Raw genomic sequence first — 23,553 nt, 5'->3', positions numbered from 1 at the left:
GGCGATCATGAGAGAGCAGGCTCGCGTTACAGCGTGACGGTGCCGCGGCCGATTTCGATCACGCGGCCGCCGACACGGATTGCGCCCGCGGCGGTAACGGCCAGCCGCAGCGTACAGGGGCGGTCGACAGCGGCGCCCTGATCAATTTCGTACTCGGCCGGCAGCACGTGCGCATTGGCCAGCAGCCAGCCGCCAAGATTGGCGCATGCGGAACCGGTACCCGGATCTTCCGCCACCCCGCCACCTTGCTTGCTGAAGAAATACCGCGCGAGCACGCGGCCCGGTCGGGTCGGATCAAAGGCGAACACATAGGCGGTCTTGCGGCCCAGGCTGCTTTGCGGCCATTGCTCCAGCCGCGCGGTGTCCGGCCGCGCCCGCTGCACTGCATCCGTGCTGCGGACCGCAACCAGCAACTGGTCCGCACCGGTATCGACCCACATCGGCGCGGTCAGCAGGTCGCGCGCTTCCAGTCCCAGCAGTGCCGCCATTTCCGCATCGGTGAGGTCCACGGCGGCGGTCCTGGGCGCTCCGGCGTGCGGGGCCGTGAAAGTCCAGACATCGCCGCTTGCCTCGACGGGCACGACGCCAGCCTTGAACTCGAGCGTCAGCCGGTCGCCGCTGGCGACCAGGTCGCGCACGACATGCGCGGTGCCGAGCGTCGGATGCCCCGCAAAGCGCATTTCATAGCCGGGCGTGAAGATCCGCACCTGCGCATGCGCCTGTTCCGAAGGCAGGATGAAGGTGGTTTCCGACAGGTTGAACTGCAGCGCCAGCGCCTGCATGGTGGCGTCGTCCATGCCGCGGGCATCCTCGAAGACGCATAGCGGGTTGCCGCCGAACGTGGATTCGGCGAAGACGTTGAGCAGGCGAAACGCGTAAGTCGTCATGATGGTCTCGGCAGGGAAGTGCACCACAGTGTAGCCGCCCGATATCGTGGTGCCATGGACAGTTGCGCTGCCGGCCGGCGGGCCAGTTCGCATATGCGAAACGCGTCCAACAAAAAGGGCGCTGCCCGTATCCGGAAGCGCCCTTCGTGCTGTGGCGGGGGACGGCGGTCAGTAGCCGACGGCCTGTCCATCGCGCCGGCTGTCGCTGGCGGCGACATAGCCATGCTCGGCGTCTTCCGACAGGCGCCAGATGAACTGGCCCGAGCCAAAGTCCATGTACGGATCGTCCACCGACTTGAGCTGGTGGCCGCGTGCCTTCAGGCCTTCGACGGTGGCCGGGTCCATGGTGCTTTCCACGTCCAGCGTGAAGTCGCGGTTGACCTTCCAGCGCGGCGCGCAGCAGGCCGCTTGCGGCTGCTGCTTGTAGTCGAGCATGCGGACCACCGTCTGCAGGTGGCCTTGCGGCTGCATGTCGCCGCCCATCACGCCGAAGCTCATCACCGGCTGGCCGTCGCGAGTCAGGAATGCCGGGATGATGGTGTGGAACGGCCGCTTGCCGCCCGCGACCACGTTGGCGGACTTCGGATCCATCGAGAAGCCCACGCCACGGTTCTGCAGGCTGATGCCGGTGCCCGGCACCACCACGCCCGAGCCGAAGCCCATGTAGTTCGACTGGATGAAAGAGATCATCATGCCGTTCTCGTCGGCCGCGGTCAGGTAGATGGTGCCGCCAACCTTGGGCATGCCGAAATCGAAGTGCGTGGCGCGCTGCATGTCGATCAGCTTCGCGCGCGACTTCAGGTAGGCGTCATCGAGCATCTGCTCGGGCGTGACCTCCATGCTGCGCGGGTCGGCCACGTAGCGGTAGAGGTCGGCGAACGCCAGCTTCATCGCTTCGATCTGCAGGTGCTGCGAATCGACCGAATCCACCGGCAGGGCGCTCAGGTCGAACTGGTCGAGGATGCCCAGCGCGATCAGCGCCGCGATGCCCTGGCCGTTCGGCGGGATCTCGTGCAACTCGTAGCCGCGATAGGACTTGCTGATCGGCTTGACCCAGTCGGGCCGGTAATTGCGCAGGTCGTCCAGCGTCATCGCGCCGCCGCACTGCTTGCTGAAGGCGGCGATCTTTTCGGCGATCTCGCCTTCGTAGTACGAGCGGCCACGCGTCTCGCCGATCTTGCGCAGCGTCTCGGCGGCGGCCTTCATGGTGAACTTCTCACCGACCTGCGGCGCGCGGCCGTTGGGCATGAAGGTCTCGGCAAAGCCCGGCTGGTCCTTGAGTTCCGGCACCGCGGCGGCCCATTTGTGCGCCACCACGGGCGGCATCGCGTAGCCACGTTCAGCGATCTCGATGGCAGGTTCCATCAGGTCGGCGAACGGCAGCTTGCCGAAGCGCTCGTGCAACGCGGCCCAGCCCGCGACCACGCCGGGAACCGTGACCGAGTCCCACCCGCGGATCGGGCGGTTCGCCAGTCCGTTGGCATCGGTGCCGTACTTGCTCTTGAAATACTCTGGGTTCCAAGCGGCCGGCGCGACGCCGGACGAGTTCAGGCCGTGCAGTTCCTTGCCGTCCCACAGAATGGCGAAGGCATCGCTGCCCAGGCCGCAGGACACGGGCTCGACGATGGTGATCGCCGCCGCGGCGGCGATGGCCGCATCCACGGCATTACCGCCCTTGAGCAGCATGCGCAGGCCCGCCTGCGCAGCGAGCGGATGCGAAGTCGACACCACGTTGCGCGCGAACAGCGGAATGCGCACGGAGGGGTAGGGGTTGGTCCAGTTGAAGTTCTGCATGGTCTTGTCCGTTGTCTCGTGGCCGCCGGCCAGGCGGGGCCGGCCGCGGCATCACGTCATTCTGCCGTGATCTTGCGATCCTTGATGAGCTTGCCCCAGCGGGCGCTGTCCTTCTTCACCATCGCCGCGAACTGCGCCGGCGTGCCGCCGACGGGCTCGGCGCCGAGCTTGGCCAGGCGGTCCTTCACGTCCTGCGACTGGATGGCCTTGTTGAATTCGGCATTGAGCCGGTTGACCATGTCGGCCGGCATGCCCTTGGGGCCGTAGATGCCGAACCAGGTATCGGATTCAAAGCCGGGCAGGCCCGATTCGCTGGCCGTCGGGATCTCCGGTGCCAGCGGCGAACGCTTCAGGCTGGTCACGGCCAGCGCCTTCAGCTTGCCGTCCTTCACGTGGGGCAGGCCGGACACGATGCTGTCAAACAGCACCTGCACCTTGCCCGAGATCAGGTCCGGTACAGCCAGCGCCGTGCCACGGTAGGGGATGTGGGTGATGAAGACGCCGGCCTGGGCCTTGAACGCCTCGGCGGTCAGGTGCACGACGGTGCCGTTGCCGCTGGACGCGTAGTTCAGTTCGCCCGGGTGCTTCTTTGCGTAGTCGATCAGCTCGCGCACGTTCTTCACAGGCAAGCTGTTGGGCACCACCAGCACATTGGTGGCAATCGCGACCTGGCCGACCGGCGTGAAGTCGGATTCGGTGTTGTAGGGCAGGTGGGTGTTGATGTACGGGCCGATCGAATGCGTGCTGGTCGTGGCGATCAGCAGCGTGTAGCCGTCAGGGGACGCCTTCGCCGCCATGTCCGAGCCGATGGCACCGCCCGCGCCGGGCCGGTTGTCCACCACGATCTGCTGGCCGATGTTGGCACCAACCTTTTGCGCGATCGCGCGCGCGAGCAGGTCGGTGGCGCCGCTGGCCGGGAACGGCACGATCAGGCGGATCGGCTTGCTGGGGTAGTTGTCGGCCAGGGCCGGCGTGGCGGCCAGGCAAAGGCCAGAGGCAAGGCAGAAGCCGAGCAGGCGCAGCCAGGATTTCATTCGGTTCTCCGGAATCGGGCGAATCAGGTCGGCGGAACAACGTCAGGGCCGGCAGACCGGATGCGCGCAGCATCAGGTTGCCTGCGCATTATTATTCCGCGCCCGATATCACAAAGAAAGCTAATATTTCTTTTCCTTGACACAAGTTTTCCTTGTGATTCGCGCCTGTCCAATGGCGCTTTGCCGGTTTCCCGATGAGCACGATCCGATTCCTGCGTACCTTTGTTGCCGTGGCCGAACATGGTTCCTTCGCCGCCGCCGCCGGCCATGTCGCGCTCACGCAGGCCGCTGTAAGCCTGCAGATGAGATCGCTGGAAACCGAGCTGCGCCGCGAGCTGTTCGACCGCAGCGGTCGCGTCGCCGTCCTCAATGCCGACGGACGCGAGCTGTTGCCGCGCGCGCGGCACCTGCTCGCCCTGTATGACGAGATGCGCCTGCCGCAGACCCAGCCAGAGGCCATGGCCGGCGCGGTGGCGGTGGGGGCGGTGGTGTCGGTGATGGGTGGCCTGTCGCATGTCGTGGCGCGCATGAAGCGGGCCTATCCGGCGCTGGAAGTCAGGCTGGTCGGGGCCAAGTCCATCGAGCTCGCGGCGATGGTCGAGTCGGGCGAGCTCGATGCCGCCATCCTGGTCGAAGGCGCCGCGCGGATACCCGGCACGCTGCGCTGGACGCCGCTCTACGATGAACCGCTGGTTGCCGTTGCAGCACAGGGCAGTGCCGGGGAGGACGTGCGCGAAGCGCTGGCGGCCAATCCCTACCTGCGTTTCGACCGCAGCCAGCGCACCGGCATGCTGGTCGATCGCGCGCTGCGGCGCGCACACCTGCGGGTCAACGAATTCCTCGAACTGAATTCGATCGAGGCACTCGTCGAACTCGTGAGGCAAGAGGTGGGCGTGACCGTGGTGCCGCTGCTGCAGCGCGCACGCTGGCGCGATGATGCTGCGCTGCGGATCTTGCCGCTGCTGGTCAATGACGAGCCCGTCATGCGGACCATCGGCATGCTGGAGCGGCGCGATCATGGCCGGGGCCATGTGACCAGCGCGGTCAGGACGGCCTGCTCCGAGTTGTTTGGCGGCTGAGCGGCAAAGCGGTGGCGACGGACGTCGACGCTCAATGAAAAAAGGGGCGTCTCGCGACGCCCCTGGCATTGCACTGCATTGCCGGCCAATGGCTGGCGGTCTTCTTTCTATTCTTCCTGGAACGCTTCCTCGCGCTTGGCCTTGATCGACGGCGAGGCCACGATCAGCACCAGCACCGCGGCGGCGATCAGCAGGCCCATCGACAGCGGACGGGTCACGAACACGCTGAAGTCACCACGCGACAGCAGCAGCGAGCGGCGGAAGTTCTCTTCCATCATCGGCCCCAGCACGAAGCCGAGCAGCAGCGGCGCCGGTTCGCACTTGAGCTTGATGAACAGGTAGCCGATCACGCCGAAGGCCGCGGTCTGGAACACGTCGAAGGTGGTGTTCTGGACCGAGTACACGCCGATGCAGCAGAACGTCAGGATGGCCGGGTACAGGTAGCGGTAGGGCACCTTCAGCAGCTTCACCCAGATGCCGATCAGCGGCAGGTTCAGCACGATCAGCATGAAGTTGCCGATCCACATCGAGGCGATCAGGCCCCAGAACAGCGCCGGGTTGCTCGACATCACCTGCGGACCAGGCTGGATGTTGTGGATGGTCATCGCACCGACCATCAGCGCCATCACGGCATTGGGCGGAATGCCCAGCGTCAGCAGCGGAATGAACGAGGTTTGTGCCGCGGCGTTGTTGGCCGATTCCGGACCTGCCACGCCTTCGATGGCGCCCTTGCCGAACTCGTGCGAGTACTTCGAGGTCTTCTTCTCCAGCGAGTACGCCGCAAACGAAGCCAGCGCCGCACCGCCGCCCGGCAGGATGCCCAGCGCCGAGCCTAGCATCGTGCCGCGCAGCACGGCCGGGATCATGCGCTTGAAATCGTCCTTGTTCGGGAACAGGTTGGTGATGTGGTCCGTGAAGGTTTCGCGGTTTTCCTTCTGCTCCAGGTTCGCGATGATTTCCGCGAAGCCGAACACGCCCATGGCCACCGACACGAAGTTGAGGCCGTCGGTCAGTTCCGGCACGTCGAACGAGAAGCGCGCGGCGCCCGAGTTCACGTCGGTGCCGACCAGGCCCAGCAGCAGGCCCAGCACGATCATCGAGATCGCCTTGACCAGCGAACCCGAAGCCAGCACCACGGCGCCGATCAGGCCCAGCACCATCAGCGAGAAGTACTCGGCGGGGCCGAACTTGAACGCCAGTTCCGACAGCGGCGCGGCAAACGCGGCCAGGATCAGCGTGGCCACGCAGCCGGCGAAGAACGAGCCCAGGCCCGCTGTGGCCAGCGCGACCCCCGCTCGCCCTCGTCTGGCCATCTGGTAGCCGTCGATGGTGGTTACCACCGACGACGATTCACCGGGCAGGTTCACCAGGATGGCGGTGGTCGAACCGCCGTACTGGGCGCCGTAGTAAATACCGGCCAGCATGATCAGCGCGGCCACCGGCGGCAGGGTGTAGGTCACCGGCAGCAGCATGGCGATGGTGGCCAGCGGCCCCAGGCCCGGCAGCACGCCGATCAGCGTACCCAGCACGCAGCCCAGGAAGGCGTAGGCCAGGTTCTGGAAGGAGAGGGCGGTAGCAAAGCCCAGTCCCAGGTTAGAGAGCAGTTCCATGTTGGCGGTCTCCTTAGCTAGCCAGGAAGGCCGGCCACACCGGCATCTGCAGGTTGATGCCGTACACGAACGCGCCCAGGCTGATCACCACCAGGATGATCGAGTTGAGCACGGCGCCCTTCCAGCTGAATTCATGGCTGGCCATCGACGACACCAGCACCAGCGCCAGCACCGACAGCACCATGCCCAGCGGCTTGAGCATCAGGCCGAACAGCACGACAGCACCCAGGATCCACAACAGCGACTTGATATCCCAGCGGGCCAGGTGGTCCTCTTCCGCCTTGGCGGACAACGACCCCCACAGCACCAGCGCGCCCAGCAGGGCGAGCACGACGCCGAGCCAGAATGGGAAATATCCCGGGCCCATCTTGGCGGCGGTTCCCATGGAATAGCCGCGTGCGACCCAGGAAAAGCCGAATCCGACCAGGATGAACATCAGGCCGGAGGCAAAGTCCTTTTGGCTACGTATGCGCAAAATGATTCTCCTCGATAAGACTGCTTGAAATCTGCCGGGAGCCGGTGGTGCGGTGCAATACAGCTGGCGCACTGCCGGCCCTTCTCTCGGGCAGGGTGCAAGGTAAGGGTGCGACCTTTCAGCTACCTTTCAGATGTCTGCAATATTGGTCATGCTGAGGGTATCTCCTAATGAGATCGCGCTTAAAAGCGGCAAAGCGAGACTGGAGGCGGGCTGGCGGGTGATCGGACAAGAGTCCGCGCGCAGGCTTGCAAGGTGCTGCGCTATCATCAGACAGGCTCCGCCCGGCTCGGTCGGGTGGCTGTAACGACACTCGCTGTAAGGTACCGAAAGGTAGAAAGGCACCGCTTGGAAAGTGTTGACCACGTCATCCTGATTGGCGCCGTCGTGATGTCGCTGGGCATCGTGGTGGGTGCCTTCTCCGCACGCGCCGGCGTGCCGTTCCTGCTCGTGTTCCTGGCGGTGGGCATGCTGGCCGGGGTCGACGGCCCTGGCGGAATCCGCTTCTCCAATACCTGGCTCAGCTTCCTGGTCGGCAACCTCGCGCTGGCCGTGATCCTGCTCGACGGCGGGCTGCGTACCGGCTACGCGACCTTCCGCGTAGCCCTGCGGCCCTCGCTGGCGCTGGCTACCGTGGGCGTGCTGATGACGGCCGGGCTGGTCGGCCTGTTCGCGGCGTGGATCCTGGAAATCGACTGGAAGCTCGGCCTGCTGCTGGGCGCCATCGTCGGCTCCACCGACGCCGCCGCCGTGTTTTCGACGCTGCACAGCAGCGGCATCCGCCTGAAGGACCGCGTCGCGAGCGTGCTGGAGATCGAATCGGGCATTAACGACCCGATGGCGATCTTCCTGACGCTGACGCTGATGGAGTGGATTGCGGCGCCCAACGGACTGACGCCGGTGGCGCTGGCGATGCGGCTGGGCGTGCAGTTTGGCGTTGGCGCCGTGTTGGGGCTCGGACTTGGCTACTGCCTCGCCCATGTGCTTGAGCGCATCGAGGTCGCGGAAGGCCTGCACGCCATTCTGATCTGCTCCGGCGGCGCGATGATCTTTGCCATCACGCAGACCTTGGGCGGCAGTGGCTTCCTGGCGGTGTACCTGGCCGGCATGCTGGTCGGCAACCGCGAACGCGCCGTGACGTCCGACACCATGCGCGCGATGGACGGTATGGCCTGGCTGGCCCAGTCGGCCATGTTCCTGCTGCTCGGCTTGCTGGTGGCGCCGCACCGGATCTGGGAGATCGCGCTGCCCGCGATAGCTGTGGCGGCCTTCCTGATGCTGGTGGCCCGGCCGGCGTCCGTGTTCCTGGCCTTGCTGCCGTTCCGGCTGAACGTGGGCGAGAAGGGCTTTATCGCCTGGATGGGCCTGCGCGGCGCGGTGCCCATCGTGCTGTCGCTGTTTCCCTTGCTGCGCGGCTTGCCGGAGTCCGGCCTGATCTTCCGCGTGGCGTTTGCCGTGGTGCTGGCCAGCCTGCTGCTGCAAGGCACGACCGTGAAGCCGGCCGCACGCCTGGCCCGGGTGCTGCGTCCGGGGTTTCCGGAGCCGCTGGCGCGCTCGCGCCTGCGTGGGGTCCATGGGCCGACACTGGAGGTCATGCAGTTCCGCGTCAGCATCAACGCGCCGGTCGAGAACGTCCGGGCCGACCAGCTGGAGTTGCCGCCCAGGTGCCGGCTGTTGACGGTCGCCCGCGACGACGCGCTCGCGCCGCTCGACCAGACCGTGCTGCGCGCCGGCGACACGGTGGCGGTGATGGCGCCCGCCACGGTGCTGCCGCGGCTCGCGGCGCTGTTCCAGGCGCCTGGCCCGGCGCCGGCGTGGGAGCAGGTGACGCACGATTTCCTGCTCTCCGGCGACGCGTTCCTGCGCGATGTGGTGCGCCTTTACGGCGAACGGGAGCTGACGGCCGCCGAGTCGCCGCTGACGCTCGGCGATGCCATGCAGGCCAGCTTCGACTCGCCTCCCGTCGAGGGCGACAGCGTCGTGATCGCCGGCCTGCACCTGACAGCGGCGCGCATGGAAGGGCCGCGCATCATCCAGGTCGGCCTGCTGCTGCCCCGCACCGAAGGCGCGACGGGCATCCGGCGCTGGGGCATCCGCCGCAAGCGCCAGGCTTAACTGCTCAATCGACCTTCGCGCCCGACACGCGCACGATCTGCGCGTACTTCTTCAGCTCGCGCTGCACCAGCGCGCCGAACTGTTCCGGCGTGGTGGGCGCAGGCTGCGCGCCGATCCGGGCCAGGCGCGCCTTCATATCGTCGGTCTTCAGGATGGCGACGATGTCGTGGTTGAGGCGGTCGACAATCTCGCGCGGGGTGTTGGCCGGCGCGAACACGCCGAACCACGTGGAGATATCAAAACCTTCGAGCCCCAGGCCCTTCCCGGCTTCCGCGATGGTCGGCAGTTCCGGGAACGCCGCCGCGCGGCTGGCGGTGGTCACCGCGAACGCCCTGAGCTTGCCGGCCTTGATATTGGCCGAGGCCGAGGCCAGGTTGTCGAAGATCAGGTCGGTCTGCCCCGACAGCACCGACAGCTGCGCGGGCGATGCGCCGTTGTACGGGATATGGACCATGCTGACCTTCGCCATGCTCTTGAACAACTCGCCCGAAAGGTGGCCGGCGCTGCCGTTGCCGCCGGACGCGTAGTCCAGCTTGCCGGGGTGCTTGCGCGCGTACTCGACCAGCTCGCGCACATTGTTGATATGCAGCTCCGCGGCCTTGCCCGGATGCATCACCAGCACATTGGGCACGTCCGCCACCAGCGTGACCGGCGCGAAATCCTTCACCGGGTCATAGGGCATCTTGCTGAACAGCGTCGGGTTGATGGCGTGCGTGGCCACCGCGCCCATGACGATGGTGTAGCCGTCGGCCGGCTGCTTGGCGACGTAGTCCGCGCCAAGATTGCCGCCGGCGCCCGGCTTGTTCTCGACCACGACCGGCTGCCCGAGGCTGTCGCGCAGCTTCTCGCCGATGGCGCGCGCCACCGTGTCGAGCGGGCCGCCGGCCGGGTAGGGCACCACGAACTTGACCGGCTTGGTCGGATAGGCGGCCGGGGTGGCTGCGATGGCGGCTGCGGCCGGCAGCATGGCCGCGACGACAGTGGCGGCGAGCAGTTTCTTCAGCATGACGATTTCAGGGGACACGAAAACAGGTTTGCAGCGCCTTACCTGGCCCCGATGCCGCGCGCCATCATCACGGCGCACAGGGGCAGCAGGATCACCAGGTGGGCTTCGATCATGACCCAGCGGCGGGCCTTCTTGATCTCGGATGGCGATGGAACGAAATCGGGCAGCTTGCGGCTCTGCTTGCGCCAGCGAGCGATCGCGAACGTCGGCGGCAGCGAGCACAGCGCGATGATGACGAACACCGTCACCTTGGCGTGGAACCACGGGTTGTGCAGGTAAAAGTCGGCGCCCTTGGCGCCGTAGAACAGGCGCAACAGGCCGGTCGCCAGCACCGCAAGCGCGGACGCGAAATACACGCCATCGTAGATCGACAGCCGGCGCACCGTGGCTGGCGTGATATCGGGGCGCAGCACCACAGCCTCGGCGGCCATCAGCGTGATCAGCAGGAAGATGGCCAGGAAGTGGAAGAAGGCCAGCAGGGCATCGGTCAGCATGGAGTCTCCGGGTGGGTCCACCGACGTGAACAGTCGGGGCCCCAGACCCGCTGGGGCATCGGGCGCAGGCAGTGCCGGCCGCGCGGAACAGCTTCGGGGGACGACTGATCAACAACTGCTTGCGCCGGTTCCGGCGCAAGTGGCTCTTATACCACGCCCTTGGCGCGCAGGACCGCGATCTGTTCGGCGCTATAGCCGAGCGACTCGGTCAGCACCGTGTCGGTGTGCTCGCCGAGCAGCGGTGGATGGCGCAGCGCCTCGGGCGGCGTGACGCTCATCTTGATGGGGCTGCCCACCAGCTTGACCTCGCCGGCGCTCGGGTGGGGCAGGTCCACGCGCAGGCCGCGCGCCTTGACCTGCTCGTCCTCGAACACTTCGTCGAGCGAGTTGATCGGCCCGCATGGCACGCCGGCCGCTTCCAGGTCGCTGATCCACTGCGCGCGGGTGCGCGTGCGGACCATCTCGGCCAGGATCGGCACCAGCACGTCGCGGTTGGCCACGCGCTGCGGGTTGGTGGCAAAGCGCGGATCGTCTGCCAGTTCCGGCTGGCCGCCGTCGTTGACGAACTTGCGGAACTGCCCGTCGTTGCCGACCGCGACGATCAGCCAGCCGTCGGCCGCCTGGAAAGTCTGGTAGGGCACGATGTTCGGGTGCGCATTACCCCAGCGGCGCGGCGCCTGGCCACTGGCCAGGTAGTTGGTGTTCATGTTGGCGAGCATCGCCACCTGCACGTCGAGCAGGGCCATGTCGATGTACTGGCCTTCGCCCGTGCGCTCGCGGTGCGCCAGCGCGGCCAGCACGGCGATGGTGGCGTACTGGCCGGTCATCAGGTCGGAAATGGCCACGCCGGCCTTCTGCGGACCGCCGCCCGGCAGGTCGTCGCGCTCGCCGGTCAGGCTCATGAAACCGCCCATGCCCTGGATGATGAAGTCGTAGCCGGGCCGGGCCGCATACGGGCCGCTCTGGCCAAAGCCGGTTACCGAGCAGTAGATGATGTCCGGCTTGACCGCCTTCAGCGATTCGTAGTCCAGGCCGTATTTCTTCAGCTGTCCGACCTTGTAGTTCTCGAGCACCACATCGCTCTGGGCGGCCAGTTCGCGCACCAGCTTCTGGCCTTCGGGCGACGAGATGTCGCACGTCACGGAGCGCTTGTTGCGGTTGGCGGCCAGGTAGTAGGCGGCTTCCGCGGTGTCGCTGCCGTCCTCGGCCTTGAGCCACGGCGGTCCCCAGGTGCGGGTGTCGTCGCCGGCGCCGGGCCGCTCGATCTTGATGACGTCAGCGCCGAAATCGGCAAGGTTCTGGGCGCACCACGGCCCGGCAAGGACACGGGTCAGGTCGAGAACGCGAAGATGGCTTAAGGCTCCCATGGCAGTGAGGGCACTCCGGATGCAGGGTGTAAAGGGGGATTGCCGGACCGGCGGCATGGCCGGCGCAGGCAGCCTGCAATGTACCACCGGGGTCCGCGCGGGCGCGTTCTAGGGTGCCTTATGCGACGCTTAACTCCACCGGAAATGGGCGATAGCCGGCCGGCTCGGGGTCGCTCTGTCCTGCTCGGCGGCCATGTCCTTTTGCAGCTGGCTTGCCCGTATAATCAACGGTTTGCAAATCCAACACTGATTCGTCGCGCCCTGCACGCCGCGGGCAGCGTCCGCCATCCCATGAAAGTCTCCGACATTCGCAGCAAGTTCCTGCAGTACTTCGAATCGAAGGGCCATACCGTGGTCCGCTCGTCCAGCCTGGTGCCGGCGAACGACCCGACGCTGCTGTTCACCAATTCCGGCATGGTGCAGTTCAAGGACGTGTTCCTCGGCACCGACAAGCGCCCGTACAGCCGCGCCACCTCGGCGCAGCGTTCGGTGCGTGCCGGCGGCAAGCACAATGACCTCGAGAACGTGGGCTACACCGCCCGCCACCATACGTTCTTCGAGATGCTGGGCAACTTCTCGTTCGGCGACTACTTCAAGCGCGAAGCCATCCAGTACGCGTGGGAACTGCTGACCAAGGTCTACCAGCTGCCGGCGGAAAAGCTGTGGGTGACGGTCTACGCCGAGGATGACGAGGCCTACGACATCTGGGCCAAGGAAGTCGGCGTGCCGGCCGAGCGCATCGTGCGCATCGGTGACAACAAGGGCGCGCGCTACGCCTCGGACAACTTCTGGCAGATGGCCGACACCGGCCCGTGCGGCCCATGCTCGGAAATCTTCTTCGACCACGGCCCGGACGTGTGGGGCGGCCCGCCGGGATCGCCCGAGGAAGACGGCGACCGCTACATCGAGGTGTGGAACCTGGTGTTCATGCAGTTCAACCGCGACGAGCAGGGCACCATGACGCCGCTGCCCAAGCCGTGCGTGGACACCGGCATGGGCCTGGAGCGCATTGCCGCGGTGCTGCAGCATGTGCACAGCAACTACGAGATCGACCTGTTCCAGGCGCTCATCAAGGCCGCCGGTCGTGAAACGCATTGCGACAACCTGAACCAGAACTCGCTGAAGGTCATCGCCGACCATATCCGCGCGTGCTCGTTCCTGATCGTCGACGGCGTGATTCCCGGCAACGAAGGCCGCGGCTACGTGCTGCGCCGTATCGTGCGCCGCGCCATCCGCCACGGCTACAAGCTGGGCCAGAAGACCCCGTTCTTCCACAAGCTGGTGGCCGACCTGGTCGCGCAGATGGGCCAGGCCTATCCGGAACTGGCGGAAGCCCAGGGCCGCGTGACCGAAGTGCTGAAGGCCGAGGAAGAGCGCTTCTTCGAGACCATCGAGAACGGCATGTCGATCCTCGATGCCGCGCTGGCCGAGCTGAAGCTCAAGGGCGGCAAGACGCTCGACGGCGAACTGGCATTCAAGCTGCACGACACCTTCGGCTTCCCGCTGGACCTGACGCAGGACGTCTGCCGCGAGCAGGAAATCGCCGTGGACGAGGCCGCGTTCGACGCCGCCATGAATCGCCAGCGCGAGCAGGCTCGCGCCGCCGGCAAGTTCAAAATGGCGGCAGGCCTGGAGTACTCGGGCGACAAGACCGTGTTCCACGGCTACGAGACGCTGGAACTGCCGCAGGCCAAGGTCATCGCGCTGTATGTGGACGGCGCCGCGGTCGACGCCATGCAACCGGGCCAGACCGGCGTGGTGGTGCTCGACAACACGCCGTTCTACGCGGAATCCGGCGGTCAGGCGGGCGACCAAGGCGTGCTGAAGGCCGGCAATGCCGTGTTCGCCGTCGCTGACACGACCAAGATCCAGGCTGAAGTGTTCGGCCATCAGGGCACGCTGGAAGGCGGCGCGCTGAAGGTGGGCGACGCCGTGCAGCCGCAGGTGGATGCACTGCGCCGCGCGCGCACCGTGCGCAACCACTCGGCCACGCACCTGATGCACAAGGCGCTGCGCGAAGTGCTGGGCAGCCACGTGCAGCAGAAGGGCTCGCTGGTCGATGCCGACAAGACCCGCTTCGACTTTTCGCACAACGCGCCGATGACGGACGAGCAGATCCGCCGCGTCGAAGAGATCGTCAACGCCGAGATCCTTAGCAACCAGGACACGCATGCCGAAGTCATGCCGTTCGATGACGCGGTCAAGAGTGGCGCCATGGCGTTGTTCGGCGAGAAGTACGCCGATGACGTGCGCGTGCTGTCGATCGGTACTTCAAAGGAACTGTGCGGCGGCACCCACGTGCACCGTACCGGCGACATCGGCCTGTTCAAGATCGTGGTGGAAGGGGGTGTGGCCGCCGGCATCCGCCGCGTGGAAGCGATCACCGGCGACAACGCGCTGCATTACCTGCAGAAGCTCGACGCCAAGCTGAACGAAGCCGCCGCCGCGCTGAAGGCCCAGCCTTCGGAACTGGTGCCGCGCATCGGCCAGGTGCAGGAACAGGTCCGCGCGCTGGAGAAGGAGCTGGAGCGCCTGAAGAGCAAGCTGGCTTCCTCGCAGGGCGATGAGCTGGCCGCGCAGGCGGTCGACGTGAAGGGCCTCAAGGTGCTGGCCGCCCAGCTCGACGGCGCTGACGTGAAGACGTTGCGCGAGACCATGGACAAGCTCAAGGACAAGCTGCAGAGCGCGGCCATTGTGCTGGCGGCGGTGGCCGATGGCAAGGTCAGCCTGATCGCTGGTGTCACGGCCGATGCCACGGGCAAGGTGAAGGCGGGCGAGCTGGTCAACTTTGTCGCGCAGCAGGTCGGCGGCAAGGGCGGTGGTCGTCCTGATATGGCGCAGGCTGGTGGTACCGATCCGGCCAATCTGCCGCAGGCGCTGTCCGGCGTGGCGGAGTGGGTGTCGGCGAAGGTTTGAGGGTTTCCCGACTTTGACAAAAGGGCGCTTCGGCGCCTTTTTGTCGCTTTTGGAACTGGCCTGCGGCACGCCTCCCGCACCACGAGCCCGGGTTTGAGCTAGCCCCGCCCCTCGGAATCCGCCGCCGTCTTGCCCATCAACGCCGACAACAAATCCATCGGCAGCGGAAACACAATGGTCGAACTCTTGTCCCCCGCAATCTGCGTCAGCGTCTGCAGATACCGCAACTGCATGGCCTGAGGCTGGCGTGACAGCATCCGGGCAGCCTCCAGCAATTTCTCCGAAGCCTGCAGCTCGCCTTCCGCATGGATCACCTTGGCGCGCCGCTCGCGCTCGGCCTCGGCCTGACGTGCAATCGCGCGGATCATGGTTTCGTTCAGGTCGACGTGCTTGATCTCGACGTTGGACACCTTGATGCCCCAGCCGTCCGTCTGCGCATCCAGCGCCTGCTGGATGTCGAGATTGAGCTTCTCTCGCTCGGCCAGCATTTCATCCAGCTCATGCTTGCCCAGCACCGAGCGCAGCGTGGTCTGCGCAAGCTGGCTGGTGGCCTCGAGGAAGTTTGCCACCTGGATGATGGCGCGCTCGGGATCCACCACGCGGAAGTAGACCACCGCGTTGACCTTCACTGAAACGTTGTCGCGCGAAATCACATCCTGCGGGGGCACGTCCATCACCACGGTGCGCAGGTCCACCCTGACCATCTGCTGCACGGCCGGAATCAGCAGTACCAGTCCCGGACCCTTGACCCGCCAGAAGCGCCCGAGCATGAACACCACGCCGCGCTCATATTCGCGCAGCACGCGGAACGCCATGATCACCAGCAATGCCAGCAGGAAGATCACACCGCCGAAGCTGAATCCGTAGGCCATGGTCAGGCTCCCTTGTCTGGCACCGGTTGGTTGGGCGGCGCAACGCGCGGCGGGGCGTTGCCAGCTGCGACCACCTCGAGCAGCAGGCCGTGCCGTGCGGTGACGAGCACCGGCGTGCCGCGCGCCAGCGGCCTCGCGCTGCGCACCCGCCAGTTCTCGCCGCGCACCTGGGCCCAACCTTCCTCATGCAGGTCGTCGAGCACTTCGCCGCGGCTGCCCACCAGGGTATCGGCGCCGCTGACCACGGGCCGCCGGCGCGCGCGCAGCAGCATGGCCGACATGCCGAGCAGGAACAGGGCCGATATGGCCGACAGCGTGGCGATCAGGGCGATCGGCACGCCGAATCCAGGAACCTCGGTGTCGATCAGCATGACGGCGCCAAAGGCAAACGCGACGATGCCGCCCACGCCCAGCGTGCCGAACGAGGGCAGGAACAACTCGGCCACCATGCAGCCGATGCCCAGCGCGATCAGCCCCAGCCCCGCATAGTTGACCGGCAGCATATGCAGGGCGAACGCCGCGACCAGCAGGCAGATGGCGCCGGCCACGCCGGGCACGACCATGCCGGGTGTCGAGAATTCGAAGATCAGGCCGTAGATGCCGATCATCATCAGGATCAGCGCCACGCTGGGGTCGGTGATCACGGCCAGGAAGCGGCTGCGCCAGTCGGGTTCAAGCGTGACGATCGTGGCGTGGCTGGTCTGCAGCGCGCGCTCGGCGCCTGCCGCTGTCACGCGCTTGCCGTTTACCTGGCGGAGCAGATCGGGCAGGTCCGTGGCCACCATGTCCGCCACGTGCTGCGCCACGGCTTCGTTCGCGGACAGGCTGACGGCTTCGCGCACCGCGCGCTCGGCCCATTCGGCATTGCGGCCGCGCAATTGCGCGAGGCCGCGGATGTAGGCCGAGGCATCGTGCATCTGCTTGCGAGTCATGGTGTCCTGTGCCGCGGGCTCGCTGGCGGGCGACGAGGCCGGCGAGGGGGTGGGGAGCGCCTCCGGCTTCTGTGGGCCGCCGATGCCGATCTGCACGGGGCTGGCCGCGCCCAGATTGGTGCCGGGCGCCATCGCCGCGATATGGCTGGCGTACAGGATGTAGGTGCCGGCGCTCGCGGCACGCGCACCACCGGGAAAGACATAGCTGGCCACCGGCACGGGCGAGGCCAGGATCGCCTGGATGATCTCGCGCATCGACAGGTCGAGCCCGCCGGGCGTGTCCATTTCCAGCACGACAAGCTGGGCGTTGCCCTGGCGCGCGCGTTCCATGCCGCGCATCACGAAGCCCGCGCTGGCCGGGCCGATGGCGCCCTTGAGCGGAATGACATACACGGGACCGGCACCTGCGCCGGCCGTGGCCGGGACAGGGCCGGGCGGCGCCGCTGCCAGCACCGCGAGCGCGAAGCCGGCCAGGAGCAATCCGATATAAAGCCATGGGTGCGCGAGGCGCGCAATGGCGAATCTCATCGCAAAGGGCGTGGCACAGGGGGTGCCATGGTGGCGCCACATTCAGTGTAGGCGACCGGGCACATCCTGCACGCCTGCGCCGGGCCCGTTGAATCAGGCCGCAGCGGGCAGGGGTGGGTTGCTGGCCGGTGCGCCAGGCACCGGCAGGGCCTGGACGAGCGCGTCGAGCGCCGCGCTGGCCATGGCCGGATGCCAGGCCAGCAACGTGCGCACGCGGCCAGCGTCGCCCAGCCCGTGCACGCTGATGGCGGGCAGGTCTCGATACAGGCCAAGCACCGAGCGCGGCACGATGGCGGCGCCGATGCCCGCCGCCGCGCAGGCGACGATGGTGTGGTAGGACCCGAGTTCCAGCACGCGAGGCGGCGCGCCGCCGCCCGCCGCGTGCCAGGCTTCGAGCCGCGCGCGGTAATTGCAGCCCGGCTCGAACCCAAGCAGCGTGGCGGTTTCCAGGTCGGCGGCGCTGCGGATCGGGCGGTGGCCGGCGCGCGCGATCACGACAAGCTCCTCCTCGAAAGCGGGCCGCGATGCCAGCGCAGGGTTGTCGAGCGGCTCGGCCACGAAGGCGCAGTCGGCGTCGAACCGCTCCAGTGCCTCGAACGCCTGGCGGGTCGTGAGCGTGACCAGCTCGAGCCGGACCTCCGGCCAGGCCTGGTGATAGGCGGCCAGTATGGCTGGCAGCCGGCTGGCGGCGGTGCTTTCCATCGACGCGATGCGCAGTCGTCCGTGCGGGCGCGACGGCAGCACCGCGTGGCGCGCCTCTTCGGCCAGGCGCAGCATGCGGCAGGCGTAGTCGAACAGCGTCTGCCCGGCCGGCGTGAGTACCATGCGCTTGCCGTCGCGCAGGAACAGCTCGACCCCGAGCGATTCCTCCAACTGGCGAATGCGCGTGGTGACGTTGGATTGCACGCGGTGCAGGCGTTCGGCGGCGCGCGTGACGCCGCCTGCCTCCACCACCGTGCGGAAGATTTCAAGCGTGGCGAGGTCCATGGCGGCTCCGATGGGGGTCTCTCCAGTCATCTCAAATGAAGATGAGCGGCATCTAAATAATTCATTTTTGAAGATGATCGTCAAGGCGTAGCATAGGTGAATCCAGGCGGGTTTGCCACCGGCCGCGACACAGGGAACGACGACATGCCCCATGCGAATATCAAGCTGAGCCCGACACCGGCGACCGGCGCCGAGGCGCACCGGGTGCGGCGCGAGCCGGGAGCCTGGGCAATTGCGCTGGCCGGGCTGGCCGCGCTGGCCGTGGTCATGGGAATCGGCCGCTTCGCCTTCACGCCGCTGCTGCCGATGATGCTGCGCGACGGCACGGTCACCCTGCATGAGGGCGGCTGGCTGGCCACGCTGAACTACATCGGCTATTTCGTGGGCGCCGCGGTCTGCCTGTTCATCCGGCCCGATCCGGCGCGCATGGTCCGGCTCGGGCTGGTGGCCACGGTCTTGCTGACACTCGGCATGGCACTGCCGGGCGGCATGCCGGCGTGGTCGCTGTGGCGCGCGGCCGCGGGCGTAGCGAGTGCGCTGGTCATGGTCTACACCGCGGGCTGGTGCATGCAGCGGCTCGCGGAACTAGGGCAGCCGGCGCTGGGCGGGCTGATCTTCTGCGGGCCGGGCCTCGGCATCGTGGTCACGGGCGTCTCGGTGTTTGCCATGGTCGGCGCCGGCTGGCATGCGGTGGCGGGGTGGATCGCCTTCACGGTGATGGCCGCCGTGCTGGTGCTGGCGGTATGGCGCATCTTCACCCCCGGCGACGGTGCGCCGCATGCTGACGCCACGCGCCCGGAAACCCATCCTGCCCATGGCGCGCGGCTCGGCGGCGAGGCCTGGGCGCTGACGCTGGCCTATGGCCTGGCCGGATTCGGCTACATCATCACCGCGACCTTCCTGCCCGTGATCGCGCGGCAGGCAATGCCCGGCTCGGTGTGGGCCGACCTGTTCTGGCCGGTCTTCGGGGCTGGTGTGTCGATCGGCGCGTTCCTGGCCACGCGCGTCGGCATGGCACACGATAACCGCCGCCTGCTTGCGTGGTCCTACGCCATGCAGGCGCTGGGCGTCGCGATCGCCGTGGTGTTCCCGACGGTTGCCGGATTTGCCGTCAGCAGCCTGCTCGCGGGCCTGCCATTCACCGCGCTGGTGTCGTTTGCGATGCGCGAGGCGCGCCGTTTGTGGGGGCCGCAGGCGCCCCGCCTGATGGGCCTGATGACCGCGTCCTACGGACTTGGGCAGATCGCCGGGCCGCCGCTGGCGACAGCGCTGGTGGCGCGATCGGGCGGCTTTGCCAGCTCGCTCGCCTGCGCCTCGGCCGCCTTGCTGGCCGGTGCCGTGGTGTTCGTCTGGATGTGCCGCGCATGGCCGATGCAGGCGCCGCGGCAGACTGCGCTACAGTAACGCCTTCGCCGCCCTTTTGCGGATTCCCAGATTCACCAAGCCGGGACCACACCGGCACCACGAACACCGGGCGGCGCTGGAGCGACCCCCCATGTCTTTTTCATTGCAGCCGGCGCGTGCCGCCGGCGCACCCAGTCCCACCACGCCAGAAGAGCAGCGCGTCCGTGTAGACCTGGCCGCCGCCTATCGGCTGTCGGCCCTGCAGGGCTGGGATGACCTGATCTACACGCACATTTCGGCCACGGTGCCCGGTGAGCCGGATCACTTCCTGATCAATCCGTTCGGCTTCGCCTTCGAGGAGATCCGCGCCTCGGACCTCGTCAAGATCAATGGCCGCGGCGAGGTGGTCGGCGAAACGTTGCATCCGGTCAACGTGACCGGCTTCGCGCTGCACGGCGCCGTTCATGTGGCGCGTGCGGACGCCATGTGCGTCATGCACCTGCACAACACCGCTGGCATTGCCGTCTCCGCGCAGGCGGAGGGGCTGCTGCCGTTGTCCCAGCATGCCATGCGCTTCCATGGCCGCATTGCGTACCACGACTACGAGGGGCTCGCGTTCTCGCCGGCGGAGGGTTCGCGGCTGACGGCATCGCTGGGCCAGCAGCAGGCCATGCTGCTGCGTAATCACGGCACACTGACCGTCGGCCGCACCGTCGCCGAAGCCTATGTGCTGATGGCGACGCTGATCAAGGCCTGCGAGATCCAGATCGGTGCACAGGCTGGCGGCCGGCTGGTGCGGCCTGCGCCTGGCGTGGCCGACAAGGCGTCCGAACAGCTCTACGACAACGGAGCCATCGAAGGCATGCTGGAGTGGCCGGCGCTGCTGCGCAAACTCGATAGAATCGATCCCTCATATCGGGACTGATCGTCCCTGTTCACCCGATCCCACTACACGCAAAGACAACACAAGGAGCCATCCATGCCGACTTTCCACGTAGAGATGTTTGAAGGCCGCACCGTCGAGCAGAAACGCAAATTCGTCGAGGCCGTGACGCGCGTCACCTGCGAGACGCTGGGCTGCACCGCTTCGGCGGTCGACATCATCATCACCGACGTCAAGCGCGAGAACTGGGCCACCGGCGGCGAGCTGTGGTCCGACAAGCCGTAATCCTCGATACGCCATAGCCCAGATGACCATGCAGCATTTCGCCTCGGACAACTACGCCGGCTTTTGCCCGGAATCCCTGAAGTATTTCCTGGAGGCCAACGGCACCGGCCATGAACAGGCCTACGGCGACGACTCCTGGACGCAAAAAGTCTGCGACCGGATCCGCGACCTGTTCCAGACCGATTGCGAAGTGTTCTTCGTCTTCAACGGCACCGCGGCCAATTCGCTGGCGTTGTCGGCGCTGTGCCAGTCGTACCATTCGGTCATCTGCCACGAGCTGGCGCATATCGAGACCGACGAGTGCGGCGGGCCGGAGTTCTTCTCCAACGGCTCGAAGCTGCTGACCGCGCCGGGCGAGAACGGCAAGCTCACGGCCGATGCGGTCGAGGCGCTGGTTACGCGGCGCTCGGACATCCACTACCCGAAGCCCAAGGTGGTGTCGCTGACGCAGTCCACCGAGGTCGGCACGGTCTATACGGTGGAAGAGGTGCGCGCGATTGCCGCCATCGCCAAGCGCCGGCAGCTTCGCGTGCATATGGACGGCGCGCGTTTCGCCAACGCTGTGGCCTCGCTCGGCGTGCATCCGTCGGAGATCACGTGGCGCGCCGGCGTCGATGTGCTGTGCTTCGGCGGCACCAAGAACGGCTTGCCGGTGGGCGAGGCGGTGGTGTTCTTCGACCGGCGCCTGGCCGAGGACTTTGCCTATCGCGTCAAGCAAGCCGGGCAGCTTGCATCGAAGATGCGTTTCATTTCGGCGCCGTGGCTCGGGCTGCTGGAAAACGATGTCTGGTTGTCGAACGCCCGCCACGCCAACGCCATGGCGCAACTGCTGCAGTCACGCATCGCCGACATTCCCGGTGTGCGCATCATGTTTCCGACCGAGTCCAATGCCGTGTTTGCCGAGCTGCCATTGCCGGCGATCGAAGCGCTGCGCGCGAAAGGCTGGCGCTTCTATACGTTCATCGGCGCGGGCGGCTGCCGCTTCATGTGCGCGTGGGACCTGCAGCCGGAGACCGTCGAGGCCCTGGCGGCCGATCTGCGCGCGGCCTGCGCCGCCTGCTGAAACGAGCCGGCAGGCGTAAGATACCGGGCGGTAGCACATAACGAGACACACCCAGGAGCCCCTGATGCAATACCGATTCTGCCCGCAATGCGGCGCGCCGCTCGAGGTGCTGCCGCTGTCGGGGCGCGAACGCCACGCCTGTGTCCAGTCGGACTGCGGCTTCGTGCACTGGAACAACCCGCTGCCGGTGCTGGCCGCGGTGGTCGAGTACGAAGGCAAGCTGCTGCTCGCGCGCAATGCGGCGTGGCCGGAACAGATGTTCGCGCTGGTCACCGGCTTCCTGGAGCGTGACGAGACCCCCGAGCTTGGCGTGGCGCGCGAGCTCAAGGAAGAAACGAATCTCGACACCGAAGCCGTGTCGCTGATCGGCGTTTACGAGTTCATGCGCAAGAACGAGCTGATCATCGCTTATCACGTGAAGGCGAGCGGCAATATCGCACTGTCCGAAGAACTGGCCGAGTACAAGCTGGTGGCGCCCGAAAAAATGCGCATCTGGTCCGCCGGCACCGGGTTCGCGGTGGCCGACTGGCTGCACGCCCGAGGGTATCCGGTACGCTTCTTCGATCGCCGCACGGGCGAAGACATCCCCGACCCGCGCCAGCCGAGTGACTTCAGCGTCCTGAGCGGTTCGCTACAATACCGGGTCTGAAGACTGATAAAAGCAAGGAAGAGAGGAATGGAGTTCCAGAAAGAAGTGGATGCGCGCGGCCTGAACTGCCCGCTGCCGATCCTGCGTACCAAGAAGGCCCTGGCCGACATGGCCAGCGGCGAGGTGCTCAAGGTGCTGGCCACCGACCCCGGCGCCACGCGCGATTTCCAGGCGTTTGCCAAGCAGACCGGCAACGAATTGCTGTCGCACCAGGAAGTCGACAAGGTGTTCGTGTTCTACATGCGCCGCCGCTGAACGCTGCGGCCAGACGGCCGGAAAGCAGAAAAGCCGCCCAAGGGCGGCTTTTTTACTGGCGCGTGCCGACCTGTTGTCAGGCCGCCGTGCCGTCGGCCAGGTACGTGCCGCGGTGTTCCAGGTAGTCGCGGAAGCCCGTGCCGACTTCGGGGTGCTTCAGCGCGTACTCGACGGTCGCCTTCAGGTAGCCGAGCTTGCTGCCGCAGTCGTAGCGGGTGCCCTGGTAGCGGTAGGCCAGTACCTGTTCCTGGCTCAGCAGCGACTGGATCGCGTCAGTCAGCTGGAACTCGCCGCCCGCGCCCGGCTTCAGTTCGCGCAGGTGGTCGAAGATGCGCGGCGTCAAAATGTAGCGGCCGACCACGCCGAGGTTCGACGGGGCCTCTTCCGGCGCCGGCTTTTCGACGATGCCCGACATCTTGATGACGCCTTCGTCCCATTCGCGGCCATCGACCACGCCATAGGAGCGGCTTTGTTCCGGGGCGATCTCTTCGACGCCAAGCACCGAGCAGTTGTAGTGGTTGTACAGGTCCACCATCTGCTTCATCACCGGCGGGGTGCCGTCGATCAGGTCGTCCGCCAGCATCACCGCGAACGGGGCTTCACCCACGAGCTTCGCGGCGCACAGCACGGCGTGGCCCAGGCCCAGCGCTTCGGGCTGGCGCACGTAGTAGCACTCCACATTGGCGGGCTTGATTGAACGCACCACATCGAGCAACGCCTGCTTGTTCTTGGCCTCAAGCTCCACTTCCAACTCGAAGGCCTTGTCGAAGTGATCTTCGATGGCGCGCTTGGAGCGGCCGGTGACGAAGATCATTTCGGTGATGCCGGCGGCCATGGCTTCTTCCACCGCGTACTGGATCAGCGGTTTGTCGACCACGGGCAGCATTTCCTTGGGGCTGGCCTTGGTGGCCGGCAGAAAACGGGTGCCCAGGCCCGCGACCGGGAAGACGGCCTTGGTAACGCGATTTTCCATGTCTG

Annotated in this window: 21 protein-coding genes; 9 read left to right on the top strand and 12 right to left on the bottom strand. The window is 66.6% G+C overall.

Annotated elements, in window-relative coordinates; genetic code table 11:
* Positions 1-26: 26 nt before the first annotated feature.
* The 3 genes from ACIGJC_RS11100 to ACIGJC_RS11090 all read right to left on the bottom strand — a co-directional run bounded on the left by ACIGJC_RS11100 (position 27) and on the right by ACIGJC_RS11090 (position 3,715).
* Positions 27-887, bottom strand: coding sequence for a PhzF family phenazine biosynthesis protein (locus ACIGJC_RS11100; RefSeq protein ID WP_483708827.1), 861 nt, complete (start codon positions 885-887; stop codon positions 27-29).
* A gap of 168 nt (positions 888-1,055) precedes the next feature.
* Positions 1,056-2,681: a gamma-glutamyltransferase gene (gene ggt, locus ACIGJC_RS11095; protein ID WP_483708826.1), complete on the bottom strand. Its 1,626-nt coding sequence runs from the start codon at positions 2,679-2,681 to the stop codon at positions 1,056-1,058.
* 56 nt (positions 2,682-2,737) lie between these two features.
* Complete coding sequence (locus ACIGJC_RS11090; protein WP_483708824.1) at positions 2,738-3,715, bottom strand: Bug family tripartite tricarboxylate transporter substrate binding protein; 978 nt, start codon at positions 3,713-3,715, stop codon at positions 2,738-2,740.
* A 194-nt stretch (positions 3,716-3,909) separates the two neighbouring features.
* Between ACIGJC_RS11090 and ACIGJC_RS11085 the strand changes: the two genes are divergently transcribed.
* Positions 3,910-4,794: a LysR substrate-binding domain-containing protein gene (locus ACIGJC_RS11085; protein WP_483708823.1), complete on the top strand. Its 885-nt coding sequence runs from the start codon at positions 3,910-3,912 to the stop codon at positions 4,792-4,794.
* Positions 4,795-4,901: 107 nt separating this feature from the next.
* Here the strand turns inward: ACIGJC_RS11085 and ACIGJC_RS11080 are convergent, their stop codons facing one another.
* Together ACIGJC_RS11080 and ACIGJC_RS11075 are read right to left on the bottom strand one after the other, a co-directional pair.
* Positions 4,902-6,404, bottom strand: a complete 1,503-nt coding sequence (locus tag ACIGJC_RS11080; protein ID WP_483708822.1) for a tripartite tricarboxylate transporter permease — start codon at positions 6,402-6,404, stop codon at positions 4,902-4,904.
* A 13-nt stretch (positions 6,405-6,417) separates the two neighbouring features.
* Entirely contained in the window at positions 6,418-6,879 is a 462-nt protein-coding gene (locus ACIGJC_RS11075) for a tripartite tricarboxylate transporter TctB family protein (RefSeq protein WP_483708821.1), read from the bottom strand.
* A 348-nt stretch (positions 6,880-7,227) separates the two neighbouring features.
* On the opposite strand from ACIGJC_RS11075, the gene ACIGJC_RS11070 reads away from it, so the two are divergent.
* Entirely contained in the window at positions 7,228-8,994 is a 1,767-nt protein-coding gene (locus ACIGJC_RS11070; RefSeq protein WP_483708820.1) for a potassium/proton antiporter, read from the top strand.
* 4 nt (positions 8,995-8,998) lie between these two features.
* Here the strand turns inward: ACIGJC_RS11070 and ACIGJC_RS11065 are convergent, their stop codons facing one another.
* The 3 genes from ACIGJC_RS11065 to ACIGJC_RS11055 form a co-directional block, all read right to left on the bottom strand.
* Positions 8,999-10,000 (bottom strand): tripartite tricarboxylate transporter substrate binding protein, encoded by a 1,002-nt coding sequence (locus tag ACIGJC_RS11065; protein ID WP_483708819.1) that lies wholly within the window; start codon positions 9,998-10,000, stop codon positions 8,999-9,001.
* Between the two features lie 38 nt (positions 10,001-10,038).
* Positions 10,039-10,494 carry a DUF2214 family protein gene (locus tag ACIGJC_RS11060; protein ID WP_483708818.1) on the bottom strand — a complete coding sequence of 152 codons (456 nt, stop codon included), beginning with the start codon at positions 10,492-10,494 and terminating at the stop codon, positions 10,039-10,041.
* 146 nt (positions 10,495-10,640) lie between these two features.
* Positions 10,641-11,861, bottom strand: coding sequence for a CaiB/BaiF CoA transferase family protein (locus tag ACIGJC_RS11055; RefSeq protein WP_483708817.1), 1,221 nt, complete (start codon positions 11,859-11,861; stop codon positions 10,641-10,643).
* Positions 11,862-12,152: 291 nt separating this feature from the next.
* Between ACIGJC_RS11055 and alaS the strand changes: the two genes are divergently transcribed.
* Complete coding sequence (gene alaS, locus ACIGJC_RS11050) at positions 12,153-14,777, top strand: alanine--tRNA ligase (RefSeq protein WP_483708815.1); 2,625 nt, start codon at positions 12,153-12,155, stop codon at positions 14,775-14,777.
* 98 nt (positions 14,778-14,875) lie between these two features.
* Here alaS and ACIGJC_RS11045 read toward each other — a convergent pair whose 3' ends face one another.
* The 3 genes from ACIGJC_RS11045 to ACIGJC_RS11035 form a co-directional block, all read right to left on the bottom strand.
* Positions 14,876-15,649 (bottom strand): slipin family protein, encoded by a 774-nt coding sequence (locus tag ACIGJC_RS11045; RefSeq protein WP_483708814.1) that lies wholly within the window; start codon positions 15,647-15,649, stop codon positions 14,876-14,878.
* 2 nt (positions 15,650-15,651) lie between these two features.
* Positions 15,652-17,109 carry an NfeD family protein gene (locus ACIGJC_RS11040; RefSeq protein ID WP_483708812.1) on the bottom strand — a complete coding sequence of 486 codons (1,458 nt, stop codon included), beginning with the start codon at positions 17,107-17,109 and terminating at the stop codon, positions 15,652-15,654.
* A gap of 93 nt (positions 17,110-17,202) precedes the next feature.
* Entirely contained in the window at positions 17,203-18,096 is an 894-nt protein-coding gene (locus tag ACIGJC_RS11035; RefSeq protein WP_483708811.1) for a LysR family transcriptional regulator, read from the bottom strand.
* Between the two features lie 144 nt (positions 18,097-18,240).
* Between ACIGJC_RS11035 and ACIGJC_RS11030 the strand changes: the two genes are divergently transcribed.
* From ACIGJC_RS11030 to ACIGJC_RS11005, 6 genes are all read left to right on the top strand, one after another.
* A complete protein-coding gene (locus ACIGJC_RS11030) occupies positions 18,241-19,500 on the top strand; it encodes a YbfB/YjiJ family MFS transporter (protein ID WP_483708810.1) in 1,260 nt (419 codons plus the stop codon).
* A 91-nt stretch (positions 19,501-19,591) separates the two neighbouring features.
* Positions 19,592-20,365: a class II aldolase/adducin family protein gene (locus ACIGJC_RS11025; RefSeq protein ID WP_483708809.1), complete on the top strand. Its 774-nt coding sequence runs from the start codon at positions 19,592-19,594 to the stop codon at positions 20,363-20,365.
* 54 nt (positions 20,366-20,419) lie between these two features.
* Complete coding sequence (locus tag ACIGJC_RS11020) at positions 20,420-20,608, top strand: 4-oxalocrotonate tautomerase (protein WP_483708808.1); 189 nt, start codon at positions 20,420-20,422, stop codon at positions 20,606-20,608.
* Positions 20,609-20,636: 28 nt separating this feature from the next.
* Positions 20,637-21,671 carry a threonine aldolase family protein gene (locus tag ACIGJC_RS11015; protein WP_483708807.1) on the top strand — a complete coding sequence of 345 codons (1,035 nt, stop codon included), beginning with the start codon at positions 20,637-20,639 and terminating at the stop codon, positions 21,669-21,671.
* 64 nt (positions 21,672-21,735) lie between these two features.
* Positions 21,736-22,320, top strand: coding sequence for an NUDIX domain-containing protein (locus tag ACIGJC_RS11010; protein ID WP_483708806.1), 585 nt, complete (start codon positions 21,736-21,738; stop codon positions 22,318-22,320).
* Positions 22,321-22,347: 27 nt separating this feature from the next.
* Complete coding sequence (locus tag ACIGJC_RS11005) at positions 22,348-22,575, top strand: sulfurtransferase TusA family protein (protein ID WP_071014635.1); 228 nt, start codon at positions 22,348-22,350, stop codon at positions 22,573-22,575.
* Between the two features lie 76 nt (positions 22,576-22,651).
* On the opposite strand, the gene galU is transcribed toward ACIGJC_RS11005, so the two are convergent.
* Entirely contained in the window at positions 22,652-23,548 is an 897-nt protein-coding gene (gene galU / locus ACIGJC_RS11000) for a UTP--glucose-1-phosphate uridylyltransferase GalU (RefSeq protein ID WP_483708805.1), read from the bottom strand.
* Positions 23,549-23,553 lie beyond the last annotated feature (5 nt).

Source organism: Cupriavidus sp. C3SS-1 (assembly GCF_057073755.1).
Note: the sequence above shows the minus strand (reverse complement) of the source record. Positions and strands in the feature narration are given on the sequence as shown.

What these genes read in the sequence shown, in the direction of transcription:
- ACIGJC_RS11045 (WP_483708814.1), bottom strand. Translation starts at nt 15,649, where the DNA reads ATGGCCTACGGATTCAGCTTCGGCGGTGTGATCTTCCTGCTGGCATTG.
- ACIGJC_RS11060 (WP_483708818.1), bottom strand. Translation starts at nt 10,494, where the DNA reads ATGCTGACCGATGCCCTGCTGGCCTTCTTCCACTTCCTGGCCATCTTC.
- ACIGJC_RS11055 (WP_483708817.1), bottom strand. Translation starts at nt 11,861, where the DNA reads ATGGGAGCCTTAAGCCATCTTCGCGTTCTCGACCTGACCCGTGTCCTT.
- ACIGJC_RS11015 (WP_483708807.1), top strand. Translation starts at nt 20,637, where the DNA reads ATGCAGCATTTCGCCTCGGACAACTACGCCGGCTTTTGCCCGGAATCC.
- ACIGJC_RS11090 (WP_483708824.1), bottom strand. Translation starts at nt 3,715, where the DNA reads ATGAAATCCTGGCTGCGCCTGCTCGGCTTCTGCCTTGCCTCTGGCCTT.
- ACIGJC_RS11040 (WP_483708812.1), bottom strand. Translation starts at nt 17,109, where the DNA reads ATGAGATTCGCCATTGCGCGCCTCGCGCACCCATGGCTTTATATCGGA.
- ACIGJC_RS11025 (WP_483708809.1), top strand. Translation starts at nt 19,592, where the DNA reads ATGTCTTTTTCATTGCAGCCGGCGCGTGCCGCCGGCGCACCCAGTCCC.
- ACIGJC_RS11100 (WP_483708827.1), bottom strand. Translation starts at nt 887, where the DNA reads ATGACGACTTACGCGTTTCGCCTGCTCAACGTCTTCGCCGAATCCACG.
- ggt (WP_483708826.1), bottom strand. Translation starts at nt 2,681, where the DNA reads ATGCAGAACTTCAACTGGACCAACCCCTACCCCTCCGTGCGCATTCCG.
- ACIGJC_RS11035 (WP_483708811.1), bottom strand. Translation starts at nt 18,096, where the DNA reads ATGGACCTCGCCACGCTTGAAATCTTCCGCACGGTGGTGGAGGCAGGC.
- ACIGJC_RS11065 (WP_483708819.1), bottom strand. Translation starts at nt 10,000, where the DNA reads ATGCTGAAGAAACTGCTCGCCGCCACTGTCGTCGCGGCCATGCTGCCG.
- ACIGJC_RS11010 (WP_483708806.1), top strand. Translation starts at nt 21,736, where the DNA reads ATGCAATACCGATTCTGCCCGCAATGCGGCGCGCCGCTCGAGGTGCTG.
- ACIGJC_RS11085 (WP_483708823.1), top strand. Translation starts at nt 3,910, where the DNA reads ATGAGCACGATCCGATTCCTGCGTACCTTTGTTGCCGTGGCCGAACAT.
- ACIGJC_RS11020 (WP_483708808.1), top strand. Translation starts at nt 20,420, where the DNA reads ATGCCGACTTTCCACGTAGAGATGTTTGAAGGCCGCACCGTCGAGCAG.
- alaS (WP_483708815.1), top strand. Translation starts at nt 12,153, where the DNA reads ATGAAAGTCTCCGACATTCGCAGCAAGTTCCTGCAGTACTTCGAATCG.
- galU (WP_483708805.1), bottom strand. Translation starts at nt 23,548, where the DNA reads ATGGAAAATCGCGTTACCAAGGCCGTCTTCCCGGTCGCGGGCCTGGGC.
- ACIGJC_RS11080 (WP_483708822.1), bottom strand. Translation starts at nt 6,404, where the DNA reads ATGGAACTGCTCTCTAACCTGGGACTGGGCTTTGCTACCGCCCTCTCC.
- ACIGJC_RS11030 (WP_483708810.1), top strand. Translation starts at nt 18,241, where the DNA reads ATGCCCCATGCGAATATCAAGCTGAGCCCGACACCGGCGACCGGCGCC.
- ACIGJC_RS11005 (WP_071014635.1), top strand. Translation starts at nt 22,348, where the DNA reads ATGGAGTTCCAGAAAGAAGTGGATGCGCGCGGCCTGAACTGCCCGCTG.